11 protein-coding genes are annotated in these 14,626 nt (G+C 52.4%); 10 read left to right on the forward strand and 1 reads right to left on the reverse strand.

The genetic code is table 11. The features are described from left to right. The first annotated feature begins 13 nt into the window (after nucleotides 1–13). The 5 genes from ACHHV8_RS14590 (at nucleotide 14) to ACHHV8_RS14610 (ending at nucleotide 6,450) form a co-directional block, all read left to right on the forward strand. A complete protein-coding gene (locus tag ACHHV8_RS14590; RefSeq protein ID WP_395159062.1) occupies nucleotides 14–373 on the forward strand; it encodes a hypothetical protein in 360 nt (119 codons plus the stop codon). Further along, nucleotides 327–1,490, forward strand: a complete 1,164-nt coding sequence (locus tag ACHHV8_RS14595) for a glycosyl hydrolase (RefSeq protein WP_395159064.1) — start codon at nucleotides 327–329, stop codon at nucleotides 1,488–1,490. The genes ACHHV8_RS14590 and ACHHV8_RS14595 overlap by 47 nt, the downstream gene beginning before the upstream one ends. Beyond that, nucleotides 1,408–3,162, forward strand: a complete 1,755-nt coding sequence (locus ACHHV8_RS14600) for a hypothetical protein (protein WP_395159066.1) — start codon at nucleotides 1,408–1,410, stop codon at nucleotides 3,160–3,162. The genes ACHHV8_RS14595 and ACHHV8_RS14600 overlap by 83 nt, the downstream gene beginning before the upstream one ends. 565 nt (nucleotides 3,163–3,727) lie before the next feature. After that, nucleotides 3,728–4,660, forward strand: coding sequence for a dihydrodipicolinate synthase family protein (locus tag ACHHV8_RS14605; protein ID WP_395159068.1), 933 nt, complete (start codon nucleotides 3,728–3,730; stop codon nucleotides 4,658–4,660). Then, nucleotides 4,657–6,450: an L-fucose isomerase gene (locus ACHHV8_RS14610; RefSeq protein WP_395159070.1), complete on the forward strand. Its 1,794-nt coding sequence runs from the start codon at nucleotides 4,657–4,659 to the stop codon at nucleotides 6,448–6,450. The genes ACHHV8_RS14605 and ACHHV8_RS14610 overlap by 4 nt, the downstream gene beginning before the upstream one ends. Nucleotides 6,451–6,890: 440 nt before the next feature. On the opposite strand, the gene ACHHV8_RS14615 is transcribed toward ACHHV8_RS14610, so the two are convergent. Continuing rightward, nucleotides 6,891–7,295: a CBS domain-containing protein gene (locus tag ACHHV8_RS14615; RefSeq protein WP_395159072.1), complete on the reverse strand. Its 405-nt coding sequence runs from the start codon at nucleotides 7,293–7,295 to the stop codon at nucleotides 6,891–6,893. A 368-nt stretch (nucleotides 7,296–7,663) separates the two neighbouring features. On the opposite strand from ACHHV8_RS14615, the gene ACHHV8_RS14620 reads away from it, so the two are divergent. The 5 genes from ACHHV8_RS14620 to ACHHV8_RS14640 all read left to right on the forward strand — a co-directional run bounded on the left by ACHHV8_RS14620 (nucleotide 7,664) and on the right by ACHHV8_RS14640 (nucleotide 14,478). Further along, on the forward strand, nucleotides 7,664–8,140 hold the full coding sequence (locus ACHHV8_RS14620; RefSeq protein WP_395159074.1) for a UPF0158 family protein: 477 nt from the start codon (nucleotides 7,664–7,666) through the stop codon (nucleotides 8,138–8,140). Nucleotides 8,141–8,318: 178 nt separating this feature from the next. Further along, on the forward strand, nucleotides 8,319–9,197 hold the full coding sequence (gene rarD / locus ACHHV8_RS14625; protein WP_395159076.1) for an EamA family transporter RarD: 879 nt from the start codon (nucleotides 8,319–8,321) through the stop codon (nucleotides 9,195–9,197). 402 nt (nucleotides 9,198–9,599) lie between these two features. Next, nucleotides 9,600–11,168, forward strand: a complete 1,569-nt coding sequence (locus ACHHV8_RS14630) for an alpha-L-rhamnosidase-related protein (RefSeq protein ID WP_395159078.1) — start codon at nucleotides 9,600–9,602, stop codon at nucleotides 11,166–11,168. A 319-nt stretch (nucleotides 11,169–11,487) separates the two neighbouring features. Then, nucleotides 11,488–12,057 (forward strand): dihydrofolate reductase family protein, encoded by a 570-nt coding sequence (locus ACHHV8_RS14635; RefSeq protein WP_395159080.1) that lies wholly within the window; start codon nucleotides 11,488–11,490, stop codon nucleotides 12,055–12,057. Nucleotides 12,058–12,213: 156 nt separating this feature from the next. Continuing rightward, the gene (locus ACHHV8_RS14640) at nucleotides 12,214–14,478 is read left to right on the forward strand and encodes a helix-turn-helix domain-containing protein (RefSeq protein ID WP_395159082.1); all 2,265 of its coding nucleotides are present in this window, start codon (nucleotides 12,214–12,216) and stop codon (nucleotides 14,476–14,478) included. Nucleotides 14,479–14,626: the final 148 nt, after the last annotated feature.

Consider the following 14,626-nt stretch of genomic DNA (forward strand, 5'->3'; position numbering starts at 1 on the left):
GGAGGTCGCCCCTATGAAGGAATGGACGGAATTGGCCGCTCTGAGGAAGGCGTTCCCAAATCCGCCTGCGGCGTACCGCTCGGTGCCTTTCTGGTCATGGAATGACGAGCTGCGCGAGGAAGAGCTGGTACGGCAGATTGAGGATATGAACGAACAGGGGATGGGCGGATTCTTCATGCATTCGCGCGACGGGCTGGAGACGCCGTATATGGGAGAACAATGGATGGAAGCCGTCAAGGCTTCCGTCGCCCGCGCGGAGTCGCTCGGCATGCACGCATGGCTCTACGACGATGAACCGTTGGCCCTCGGGATCGGCTGGAGGAACGGTGCCGGCCCAAGGGGACGCGTACCGCGCCAAGGGGCTTACCGTTGAAGTGACGAGAGGCCCTGTCGAGCCGGACGAACACATGATCGCGCTGTTCAAAGCCGTCATTGACGGAATCAAGCTTCGGCGCTGCGAGCGGCTGCCGCTTCATGAGGCTCCCGTGCCGGCGGATGATGAGGTACTGCTTGTCTTTCGGATCGAGGTGTCGGCGGGAAGCGAATGGTTTAATGGCGAGGCGCCGCCCGACAGTATGAACGAGGAGACGGTCGCGCGGTTTATCGAATCGACCTATGAGCGCTATAAGGAGGAGATCGGCGGGCAGTTCGGGACAACGGTTCGCGGGATCTTCACCGACGAGCCGAGCGTGCACGACAGGCACTGCCGGTTTACGCCCGGCCGGGGGTGGCTGCCGTGGACGTACACGTTTCAGGAATACTTTCTGAAGCAGAGAGGGTATGACTTGACCGGCCTGCTTCCGTATTTATATTTCGACGGCGAGCACTCTTCCGCTGCGCGGCATGATTACTGGCGCACGGTTACCGAGAAATACAGCTCGGCGTATTCCAAGCAGCTTGGCGACTGGTGCGAGCGGAACTGTCTCGAATTTACCGGACATTATTTGTGGGAAAGCGCGCTTGGCGTAGCTACGCGGGTCGGCGGGACTATCATGCCGCATTACCGTTACCAGCATGTGCCGGGTATCGACATGCTCTGCGAGCAGACGGACGAATACATGACCGTCAAGCAGTGTACCAGCGTGGCGAATCAATATGGGCGCCGCTTCGTCATCTCCGAAATGTACGGCTGCGCCGGCTGGGAATTTACGTTTGAAGGGCAGAAGTGGATGGGAGACTGGCAGTACGTGCTTGGCGTCAACCTGCGCTCGCAGCATCTTGCCCAGTATTCGATTAGGGGCTGCCGCAAACGGGATTATCCGCCGTTTTTCAATTACCAGACGAGCTGGTGGAAATATAACCGGATTGTAGAGGATTACTTTGCCCGGCTCGGACTGATCTTGACGGAAGGCAGGCCGGTCCGAGAACTTCTCGTGCTTCATCCGGCAGCGACCGCATGGTCGATGCTTGGCACAGATCCTTACGGCAGCCCGTCCCGGGGGAAGGAACCGGGATATTCCGGGCATCGACGAATACGGCTATGCGTTTAACGATCTGCTGCAGCATATGGCCCGTTCCCATTACGATTATGATCTGGGAGACGAGACGATTATGGCCGAAGCGGGAGGGGTACGCGGCGGGAAGCTGCATGTAAATCAGGCAGCTTATGAGCTGATCGTCCTCCCGCCGATCCGCACGATGCTGCGAAGCACCTATGAGCTGCTTCTCGATTATTTGGACGCTGTCGGCAGGATCATCGCCATGACGCCGGGGGCTGCGATGATAGAGGGGCGGTCGTCGGAAGATGCGGTGCGGCTGTACGAGCATCCCGGCGTCACGATCGTCGGCAGCAAGGAGGAAGCGGCTCGCGCGCTGGAGCTGCGCGTGCCGCGGCTGGTCAGCCTGCTCGGCCCTTACGGGGCGGAAGCGCCGGAGCTGCTGTACATGCTGAAGGAAACCGACTCGTATTACTCGTTGTTCGTCGTCAATAACGACCGCGACCGGGCGGTAGACGTTACCGTTTCTACTGCGCTGATCGGCTGCGTAGAACGATGGGACGCGCTGACCGGTCGGATTGATGAAGTCGCGGTGACGCTAGCGGACGGAGCAGCCATGCGTTTCGACGCGCATTTGGGGCCCGCGGACTCTAGGCTGTATATCATTTATAAAAAGAAGCCGCCTGCGGAAGCCTCTGTGGGTGGAGCGGCTGCGGGAGAGGCTAGGCCGTCTTCCGGACTTGCTGCCGTGACCCGCCAAGCGGATGCGGTGCTGGAGCAAGCCTTCGGGCCCTCATTCCGGTTCGCACGGACGATGCCGAACGTGCTGACGCTCGACACGTGCCGCTTTCGGCTCGGCGATGCCGACTGGTCCGCGGAGGAAGAAGATATATGGTCCGCGCAGCGCCGTATTCGCGAACGGCTCGGGATGCGGCCGGTTCATCAGAACGGCATGACGCAGCGGTACAAATGGATTCACGAGCCGCATCCGAATGACGGCACGCAAGCTGCCTTCCGCTTGACCTTCGAGGTTGCCGATGTGCCGGCTTCCGGCGTCGAGCTAGTGATTGAGGGGTCGCAGCATTACCGGATTTTCCTTAACGGCACGGAGGTTCCCTCTTCGCCCGTCGGATGGTTCGTCGATCGCTCGATGGATCGTGTGCCTCTCGGCGGCGGACTCGTTACGGGAAGGAACGAGCTGGAGCTGCATTGCTTATACCGTCAAGCGCTGGAGGTAGAGGATGTTTATTTGATCGGGGACTTTGCGGTGAGCCCGGACAGGCGCATCGTGAAAGAGCCGCTAATGCTTCATGCCGGAGACTGGTGTCTTCAAGGCTATTATCACTATAATGGCAGCATCGTCTATCAGGCCGATTACGAGCATCAGCCGGCGGCGCAGCGCAGATTCATTCTGGAGCTGGGGGATTGCTCTGCCGTAACCGTGGAGGTTCGCGTCAACGGGCATACGGCGGGGCATATCCCTTGGAAAGCCGCGGATGGCATCGATTTGACCGACTATTTGGCCCAGGGCCCAAACCGTCTGGAGATCGAGGTTATGGGCAGCCCGAGAAATATGTTCGGGCCGTTCCATCAAGCGTCGGGAGGCACGCCGACGACAAGCTGCGAATCGTTCCGCAAGGAAGGGAAGGAGCGTACGCCGCAGTATCTTGTTCAAACGTACGGATTGTTCGGACAGATCAAGCTGTGGTCCGTGCCTGCGCGATGAGCGCTTTTCGCCACTCTTGTGGAAACCAGATGAAGAACGAGCGGAGGAGCCATTTGAATCTGGAAAAGCGTCAGCGTTCGCCTTTGAAATCGGATTCCTTCTACAGAAAGAAAACAACAATCAATAGAATCCGATTTCAACAGCGATTGGAGGATCAAATGGCGCCGCAGCGAGCTTCATTATCCGGTTGTTAGAAACCATGGTGGAAACCCGATGAAACACAAGCGGAGGGGCTATTTGAATCTGGAAAAGCGTTAGCGTTCGCCTTTGAAATCGGATTCCTTCTACAGAAAGAAAACAACAATCATTAGAATCCGAATTCAACAGCGATTGGAGGAACAAATGGCGCCGCAGCGAGCTTTATCATCCGACTATCAGAAACATCGATGAAGAACGAGCGGAGGGGCCATTTGAATCTGGAAAAGCGTCAGCGTTCGCCTTTGAAATCGGATTCCTTCTACAGGCAGGAAACAACAATAATAGAATCCGATTTCAACAGCGATTGGAGGATCAACTGGGCGCGCAGCGAGCTTATCATCACATTTTAAATAAGGGGGAAGAACCGATGCAGAGCAATATATCCGACGGAGTATGGCCGACAATGATTACTCCGTTTACCGGTGGCAATGAGATCGATTACGAGGCGCTAGAACGGCTGATTGAATGGTATATCGCGAAAGGGGTTGACGGCTTGTTCGCCGTATGCCAATCGAGCGAAATGTTTTACCTGCGTCTCGAAGAGCGGGTGAAGCTGGCTTCCTTCGTAAAGGCCAAGGCGGCGGGCAGAGTGCCCGTAATCGCCTCCGGTCATATCGGAGATTCGCCGGAAGAGCAGCTGGAGGAACTGCAGGCTATGGCGGCGACAGGGATCGATGCCTTGGTGCTGATTACGAACCGGCTGGCACGAGAGGATGAGTCGGACGACGAATGGCTGGCTAATCTGGAGAAATTGCTAACCGGACTGCCGGACGCGGTTCCGCTCGGCTTCTACGAGTGTCCGTATCCATACAAACGTCTAATATCGCCGGAGCTGCTCAGGCGGTGCGCGGAAACCGGACGCTTCCGGTTTCTCAAGGACACCAGCTCCGATATCAGCAATATGCGGGCGAAGCTGGAGGCTGTACGGGGCACGGATCTGCGCATTTACAATGCCAACTCCGCAACGCTGCTTGAGACAATCAAGCTGGGCATGACAGGGTATAGCGGTGTTATGGCTAATTTTCATCCGGAGCTGTACGCACGGCTGATGGGGCAAGTGTCTATCGAATCGCAAGAAGCAGAGCTGCTGGCGAGCTTTCTTAGCATGGCATCGCTGATCGAAAAGCAGCTGTACCCGGTTAACGCCAAATATTATTTGAAGCTGGAAGGCGTGCTGTCCAACTACGAGTGCCGTTCCAAAAGCGCAGGGGACTTTACCGCCACCCATAAGCTGGAGGTCGAGCAGCTGCGCCGCCTCACCCAATATATGACCGAACAAATAGGAGGAAAGCGCCTATGAGCACGATCCCGACAATGAACCGTTTGCAAGGAGACATGCCCAAGATAGGCATTCGCCCGGTCATTGACGGCCGCCGGGGCGGTATCCGGGAATCGCTGGAGGAGCCGACGATGAACATGGCTATCGCTTGCGCGAACCTGTTAAGCGGTCACTTGCGGCACGCGAACGGGCTGCCGGTCGAATGCGTCATTGCGGATACGACGATCGGCGGTGTGGCGGAAGCGGCCCGGGCGGCGGAGAAGTTCCGCAAGCAGGGCGTCGGGCTTACCATTACGGTGACCCCGTCCTGGTGCTATCCGCTGGAAACGATGGATACGGACCCGCATCTGCCGAAAGCGATCTGGGGCTTTAACGGAACGGAGCGTCCAGGAGCGGTCTATCTGGCAGCGGCGCTGGCGGCGCATAATCAGAAGGGGTTGCCCGCATTCGGTATTTACGGCAGAGACGTGCAGGATATCGGGGATGACTCGATTCCCCGGGATGTACAGCTGAAGCTGCTGCAGTTCGCCAAGGCGGGACTCGCCGCAGCTACCCTGCGCGGCAAATCGTACCTTGCGCTTGGTACGGTATCGATGGGCATAGCGGGCTGCATTGCGGATGAGACCTTTTTCCAAAACTATTTGGGCATGCGCAACGAATACGTAGATATGAGCGAGTTTGTTCGCCGGATTGAGCGCGGTATTTACGATCCGGACGAATATGAGCGGGCTTTGGCCTGGACCCGGAAGAACTGCCGGATCGGGGCCGATCCGAATCCGCCAGGGCTGATCCGGTCAGAGGAGCAGAAGGCGCAGGATTGGGAGACAATGATCAAAATGGCGCTGATCGCCCGCGACTTGATGATCGGCAACGTCAAACTGGCCGAGATGGGCTTCAAGGAAGAAGCCATGGGGCATAACGCCATTGCGGCGGGCTTCCAGGGTCAGCGGGCGTGGACGAGCCATTACCCGAACGGCGATTTCATGGAAGCAATACTGACCAGCTCGTTCGACTGGAACGGCATTCGCGAGCCGTATATGCTCGCTACAGAGAACGATAACTTGAACGCCGTCACGATGCTCTTCGGGCATCTGTTAACGAACCGTGCGCAAATTTTTGCCGACGTGCGGACCTACTGGAGTCCTGAGGCGGTACGGCGCGTGACGGGACAAACCTTGACCGGCCGGGCGGAGGGCGGGGTCATTCATTTAATCAATTCGGGAGCGGCGGCGCTGGACGGAACCGGCCGGCAGACCGAAGACGGGCAGCCGGCCATGAAGCCGTTCTGGGACATTACGGATTCCGACGTCCAGGAATGTCTGCAGGCGACACAATGGCGCCCTGCCGTTGACTTTTTCCGCGGCGGCGGGTACTCGACCGACTTCACGTCAAGCGGCGGCATGCCGCTGACGATGGCGCGGATCAATCTGATCCAAGGAGCAGGTCCGGTATTGCAGCTGGCCGAAGGATACTCCGTAGAGCTTCCGGAGGAGGTTCACGATACGCTTGATCAGCGCTCCAATCCGACATGGCCGACAACCTGGTTCGTGCCGAACCTGACCGTGAACGGCGCATTCCGGGATGTATACTCGGTGATGAGCCATTGGGGCTCCAATCATGCCGCCGTCAGCTATGGTCATGTAGGCGCCGAGCTGATTACGCTGGCCGCCATGCTGCGCATTCCGGTCAGTATGCACAACGTGGACAGGGAACGCCTGTTCCGTCCGAGTTTTTGGAGCTCCTTCGGTACGGATGATCTGCAAGGTGCCGATTATAGGGCTTGCACGGCATTGGGGCCGCTCTACGGTTAAGACACAAGGGGCGTTTAGGCGATAGAGAAGCGATACGATATGTTTTATACATTCCAATCATTTGGCCTACCAATTTTGTATGGTTATCCGCCCGCAGGGAATTGTAAAAAGTTTTCTGATAAAGTATTAGACTCGGAAAGTATAATTGTAGACCCGATAACGTTAATCTACCGGGTAAATTTGCTTAATTCAGGACAATAATTCATACTTTCGTCATCGTATAAAAATACTAAAATATGGTATGATTATGATGCCGCGGCATTTGCTGCTTCCATTTTGCAGTGATTGAAAGAATTGAGTAAAGCACATTTGGATTATGATTTATTAGTGCAAGCAATCATTCTACTAGCGGAGAACGATTGCTCAAAAAACGTTAAGAACAAAGAAAAGGCTGCCAACGAACGGCAGCCTTCGCAATGTGCAAGATCAGATCTTTACAACTAATCAGCAATATTTCGGGTATAGTATTCGATTATATCTTTGCGGCGGATGATTCCGAGGAAAACACGATCGTCGTCCACGACTGGAACGAAATTTTGATCGGCCGCTAACTCCAGCATATCGTCTAAATCGTCGTTAATCGCCACGCATTCGACTATCATCCGTTTTTTAATGGAGACAATAGGAATTTCGTGCATCGTATCGAAACTGAGACCGGGTGTGGCTTTCAGCTTCCATAACAAATCTCCCTCAGACAGCGTTCCGAAGTATAAGCCATTGTCGTCCAATATCGGAATTGCCGTATAGTTGCTAGCCTCCAATTTATCCATGGCTTCTTTCATATTAGAGGATATCGTGAGGTACGAGACCTCGCTCTTAGGATATAGAAACGATTGAATATCCATTGAATCACGCTCCTTTGGTATATTAAAACATATTTTGTCGTGTAACGCATGTGGAAGTGACTGGGGCATCCTGAGAAAGAAAAGAAATTCCTAGCCAATTCACTATGAAAACATGGCTGATCTAACTTATATACTAATGAAAGAGAACTACTTATACTACCGTTACATTAAAGTATACCATAGTTAAACGAGCAGATTTTCGCTGCAGCCAACCATCTCATTTTGCTCCTACGAATACAGGATATTAACGAAACACGGGCATATGGCCGTGTATATTTATTTTCCAAGCGACCGATTAGGTAGATTGTTTTGAGTTATTGGTTAAAATGTTTATGTGATGAATACAAAAGAAAGTGGCGAAAGCAAATATGAATGCGAAGAAACCAGTTAAATTGGATGACCTTGTTGCTGAGATCGAAATGAAAATAGATGACACTTTTACATTTATTAATATGACAACAGGGGAAGTTATTACATTAACAAGTGAAGAGTATAGCGCTGCAGAAGATGAACAGCCACTCGAAAAGTTTCCTATATGGCAAAGAGAGAACATTGAAAAAGCAATAAGGATTATTGAAGATGAAGACGGGGTTTACGTCGATTTTACGTTGAAACATGACTTTAATGAATATGAAATTATAGAAAATTTTATTGGGACTCTAGAGGATGGAGATATCCGGGAAGTATTGTATGAAGCAACCCAGGGAAGAGGAGCATTCCGGAGATTTAAGGATGGGATTATTGAACATGGCATCGATAAACAATGGTATAGATACAAAGAAAGTAAGATAAAGGAATTAGTAATTGCATGGTGCAAAGAACAGGATATTGAAATCCAAGCATAAAGCTTGTCCCTATTCCTACAGAATGACGTGAATAAAACATTTGATTACGTTAACGAGCACTATAATTCAATAGACAACTAACGCGGCTGCCGGCCAACGCATCAATATTTCCCTTGCTTAAGAGCGGATCGAGGTGTATAATCCGTCCAGACATCGAAGCGAAAAGGGGGAAATAGTTGTGAACAACGGATTGATTAACGCCATTATCGCGTATATCATGTGGGGGGTTCTTCCGCTTTATTGGAAGCTGTTCAATGACGTGCCGGCAGGCGAGATTCTGTCGCATCGGATCGTCTGGTCGTTCGTTTTTATGGGTATTCTTATCGCCTTCCAGCGCCGCTGGGGCGACATGAAGCGGATTGCGGCCAGCCGAGCGCTTCTGCTGCCGCTCGCCGCCAGCGGACTGCTGATCACTGCGAATTGGCTCATCTTCATCTGGGCGGTCAATAACGGCCATGTCGTCGAGACAAGTCTCGGCTATTACTTGAATCCGTTATTGAACGTGCTGCTGGCGGTCGTCTTCCTTCGCGAGAAGCCGAACCGAGGCCAATGGCTCGCGATTGCCATAGCTGGCGCCGCGGTGATCATCATCGCCATCGACTACGGGCGGTTCCCGTGGGTCGCGATCTCTCTGGCCGCGTCGTTCAGTTTGTACGGCTTCGCGAAAAAGAAGATTGTGCAAGACGCTTCTGTAGGCTTGCTGTCGGAGACGGCTGTCGTTCTGCCCATCGCGCTCGGCTATTGGGTCTACTTGGCCGTCGTAGGAAAGACGACGGCATGGACGCTGCCCGCGTCCACGCTCCTCGAACTGCTTCTGTCCGGCGTAGTAACGGCGCTGCCGCTGCTCTTCTTTGCGCGGGCGGCCGCCCGGATGGCGCTGTCATCGCTCGGCTTCGTCCAATACATCGGGCCGACGATCATGCTGCTTCTAAGCGTATTCGTATTCAAGGAATCGGTATCATCGGTTCTGCTCGCAGGCTTCGCGCTCATCTGGACAGCGCTCGTCGTCTATGCTGCTGCATCGGTTCGCGGCACGAGAGTCATGAAGACGAGCTGACGGCAGAGACGCTCCTGCACTACCATAACGGCCATTTCCGTCCGACCGGGCGGAGGTGGCCGTTTTCCGTGTGGCGTGTCCAAATACACTTCGTTGACTACTACTTTGTTGAATTAACCAACCGACGCGTCAAAATTTTCATTATGTTGTTGAAGAGCTTCAACATTTTTTTGATTACCCCGGAAGGAGATTTAGGTACTGCGGCGAAGTCGATTATTAAGGAAAACTAGCTAATCGTTTTAGAATCTATTCTGGCCCAAGGAAAGGAGACCGATCATGACCGTTTCATGGCAAGGCTTAAAGGTGCAAAAGTGACCCGCGAACCCGGTATTATATCGATCCGCTTCGAATCGTCTGGAGTTCGGACCTTGACCATACGACAATTGAGCAGCGGAGTTCCTTTTGGCGGGGCGCGACGGCCAGTCCGTATTACGCTCTCCGTTAGAGAAAACCTGCAATCTTCGCAATGACGGCAGCGCTCCGGGGCTGCTTCTGGATTTTGGAGCGGAGCTTCACGGCGGCGTGCAAATCTGCATTGCAGGCGGCAGCGATAAAGAGCGGAGAACGGCAAGGTTTCGCGTCCGGTTCGGAGAATCGGCCATGGAGGCTGTGAGCGAGCTGGGCGGGACGACCAATGCGACGAACAATCATGCGGTAAGGGACGGCGTATTTGAAGTCAGCTATATGGGGGCGGAGGAAACCGGGAATACCGGCTTTCGCTTCGTACGCATCGACTTTCTGGATGAAGGGCATTACGTACAGCTGCTCAGTGTCCGGGCCGTAGCGTTGATGTACGATCTGGAGTACACAGGCAGCTGCCGCTGCAACGATGACCTGCTCAACCGAATTTGGGATACAGGCGCCTATACGGTGCATCTGAATATGCAAGAGTATTTGTGGGACGGCATCAAAAGAGACCGACTGGTATGGACGGGGGACATGCATCCGGAGACTTCTACGCTTCAGGCGGTATTCGGTTATCATGACGTTGTGCCGCGCAGTCTCGACTTCATCCGGGATGAGAACCCGCTGCCTTCCTGGATGTCTTTTCCTACTTATTCCATCTGGTGGGTCCTGGTACATTACGACTGGTATATGCAAAACGGGGATTTGCCTTATTTGCTGGAACAAAAGACGTACATGACGGGCCTGCTCCGTCAGATTGCCGAGTGCGTTCGAGCGGACGGCACCGTGGATATTGCAAAGCCATTCTTGGATTGGCCTTCCTCCGCTAATCCCCAAGGGGTGAGGGCCGGCGCGCATGCTTTATTCGTTTGGTGCATGGAAACAGGAGCGAAGCTGGCGGAGCTATTCGATGACAGCGACACGGCGGAGCTGTGCCGGCAGACCGAGGCACGGCTTCGGACGGTAGCGCCGGATTATAATCAGAGCAAGCAGGCGGCCGCTCTGCTCGCATTAGTCCGTATGCTGGATCCGCAGAAGGTCAATGATGAGGTTATTGCACCGGATTCACCGAAGGGTTATTCGACCTTCTACGGCTACTATATGCTGAAGGCCCGGGGTGAAGCGGGAGATGTGAAGGGGAGCCTGGACAACATCAGGGATTATTGGGGCGGTATGCTCTCGCTCGGAGCGACGTCGTTCTGGGAAGATTTTGATATCGACTGGCTGGACAATGCGGCGCCTATCGATGAACTGACACCCGAAGGAAAGGTCGACGTTCACGGCAATTACGGCGGCTACTGCTATCAAGGCTACCGGCACAGTCTTTGCCACGGCTGGGCGTCCGGTCCCACGGCGTGGCTTACCGAGTATGTGCTTGGTATCCGTCCGGTTGAGCCGGGCTGCCGGACAATTCGTATAGCTCCGCAGCTGGGTGACCTGGAGTGGGCGGAGGCGACTTTCCCGACACCTCATGGTAAGGTGACAGTGAAGCATGAGAAGCTGGCGGACGGGACTATTCATTCGGATATCGATGCGCCTGAGGGCATAAAGGTGATAAAGCTGTAAGGTGAACTTGCAGCACGTGATCCCTGTAAATATATAAAATGGTTGTTTTTATCGAAAAGATGCCCGGTAAACTTAAAATCGGCAATAAACAAGCAGTCTCCTATAGGAAGAGGCTGCTTGTTTATTCCGGGGATTGAATAGGATGGTAAATAAAGTATAGGATGAATGCTAATTGAAAAGTTTTCTTCAACAAAATTCAGATTTCTACTTGAACCTTACGTAACGTAATGATTTATCATGAACGTTACAGCAGGATGAAACACAGGCCAACGGCCAAAATAATCAAACCAAATAAATGCGAAATTGGAGGAAAAAGGACATGAGAAAACTCGTATTGTTCATGCATGTGTCGCTGGATGGGTATGCATCGGATTCGAACGGAGGACTCGATTGGATTCCGTACAACGAGGAATTGGAGAAATACGCCGAGGAGATCGTAGCCGAAGTCGGAGCTCCCGTTTACGGACGCACGACGTATCGCATGATGGAGAGCTACTGGCCTACGATGCTGGACAATCCGAATGCGTCGAAGCACGAAATGGAGCATGCCAAATGGCTGCAGGATGTGAAGAAGGTCGTCATTTCCGGCACGATGGACAAGGTGGAATGGAACAATACGATGCTGATCAGGGACAATATCGTGGAGGAAATCAAGGCACTCAAGGAGCAGCCCGGCAAAAATCTAGTTATCTTCGGAAGCCCGGGGGCGGCGAAGACGCTGCTTAAGCTCGGCCTGATTGAAGAATTCATGCTTACCATTTGTCCGGTTGTGCTGGGCGGCGGAAAATCGGTGTTCGACGGTGACGGCGAGAAAACCAGGCTCAAGCTGCTGTCGAGCCGAACGCTCAAGTCGGGCATTATCGCGGCACGCTACGAGTTGGAGAAATAGCCGTACACGGCTGCGCGAAAATCAATAGTCCCTTATTGATTTTCGCGCAGCCGCGCTGTTTTAGCCGAGGTAAACAAATGTCTATTGAAGGCGCGCGGCGGATAATAATAAAATAGGGGGGTATATCATGAGGTGCTGAAGGAGGACGTGCGAAACATGAATTCTTATTTGTACCGTCTGATATGGCTGGGCTGTTTGTCCGTATGCTTGCCCCTCGTTATGGTCAGTATCGTCTATTACAACACATCGATGAAGCGGGAAATTGCCCGCATTCAGGCGAATAACCAGGATTCGCTTGATATCATTCAGCGGTTCGTTGATGACGCGATGTTCGGGGCTGTAGAGCAGTTGTCCAAAAGCGCCCTGCAGCCTTCCATCTACAAATCCTTTTTACCGTTGGATGAAGCCTCAAGAGTTGAGAACAACATAGCCATTCTGAACGAGGTTTCCGATCTTCTGAACCGCACTAAATTTATCAAAAATGTGTATTATGTTCACATGGATTCCAAACTGATCTTATCCAGCGCGCAAGGAAACGTACATGAATCCTACTTCAAGTACAAGGAAGATCTAAAAGTTCTAAGCACTATCCACAAATCCGCTTATTGGCGTTACCTCCCGGCCAGTCAACAAGACGGTTATATCTCCTTGATTATCACTCTGCCTACTACATCACCGAATCCTCGGGGCATGCTCGTGGCGCAAGTGGAGGTGGAGAAAATCAATGCTTATCTTTCCTCGATTTTATCGCTTACCCGCAATGAGTCCATCTTTGTCGTGAACAGGGCCGACCAAATCTTATTTCAGTCGAATCAACAAACCGGTATTAACCAATTGGTTGGAGAGCAGGTCGCGCGTACATTAGCTTCCAGCCCTTTAGAGGCTAACAATGCTTCCGTAATGGATGTCGACGGGAAAGAATATTTCTATTCCTACAGGAAATCTAATTTGGGAATGACATACATATCGGTTATCCCCCGGTCCGAGATTGTGAAGGATCTACGATGGATATTAGGAACAACGATGTTTGCCGTGACCGTGTTTTTGGCGATCGGTATTTTTCTGACCATTTTCAATTCCCGCAGGGCTTATGATCCGATCCGCCAATTGGTCGATTTCGGGAGACGGCTCAGCAAGAACAACATTGCTTCCCATAAGGAGGAAATTTCGTTTATCCGCGATTGTCTTCAATATTTTAATACGCAGCTGCAGGTATCCAGCGATTGGATAGCCAAATCGGAGCCGACGTTAATCGAACGGTTTTTGCAGCAGCTGCTGGAAGGTAATTATATGCCCTCCGCTTCGATTTATACGGATTGTAAAGCATACGGCATGGATACCAATTGCACTTATGTCGTGCTGCTGGTGAGAGTGGAGGATTTCGGGAAGAACGGACGGTTTCTGCCGAAGGATAAGCCGCTGATGATCTACGCGTTAATGAATGTCATGAACGAGCTGCTGGCCGGATGCTCCTCGCAGAAAGGATATGTTCTGCATGATTCGCGCGGTTACGGCACTGCCGTATTGTGCTTCGATCATGATGCTGTGCCGGAGCATGTGATTCGGGAAACCGGCAAATATGCAGAAAGCGTTCAGACCGCTTTGCAGACCTATCTGAATATCCGGGCTTCGATCGGCTGTGGCAGGCCCTATCCGCATATAGCGGATATTTCGTTATCCTACCGTGAGGCACAGCATGCCTTGCAGTACCGGTTATTGAAGGAATCGGAGTCGATTCTGTCCATGGATGACAGCTTGAGCGAAAAGCAGAGCTTCCCCAAATACCCGTATGAGATTGAATCCGTCATAATGGAAGCGTTATTTAGCGGAGATGCACTTCGCTTCGAGAATAGTGTAAGGGCTTTCAATAAGTCGGTGATGAAAACGGAATCATATTATTTTGTTTACCAAAGCTTTCATGTGCTGCTGGCGGCTCTTGTTTCTTCGGCTGAGAAAAAATGCGGCACGGCACTGGGGATTCTCGAATATGATCTGTTCGATCAATTGAGAACCTACCAGTCGTCGGAAGAAATATGCTTATGGTTTATCGATACGGTGATGCCTTTATATTTGAAAATAATGAGGGAAAACAACAACACTGCCGGCAAGGCGGCAGTTAAGGATGTGTGCATGTATATTGCCGATAACCTGGACAAAGATATTTCGTTAACGGAATGCGCAGCATTGTTCCATATAAATTCCTCTTATTTAAGCCGGGTGTTTAAAAAAGAAACGGGTGTCTCCTTCCATGATTATTTGACGAGCTGCAAATTGAATGAGGCGACAAGACTGCTGTTGGACAGCGATCAGCCGATCAGCCAAATCGCCAGCATGATCGGGTATTCGCACCGTTCTTTTAACCGTATGTTCCAGCGGTCCTATGACATGTCGCCGACGGATTACCGGAATGTTCACCGGTAATGGATTCAAGTAAGGCGTACCGCTTCGGGAGGCCGCTGAAATCCCCCCACAAAGTGGGGCTTAGGCTTCGACGCGGATTCAGGTACTTTGCGGGGACCCCGAAAACATATAAATTCATGCTGAAAAAGCCGCCGCTGCGTGTGCGGAA

Source organism: Paenibacillus sp. TAB_01, from assembly GCF_043945595.1.
GTDB lineage: Bacteria > Bacillota > Bacilli > Paenibacillales > NBRC-103111 > Paenibacillus_S.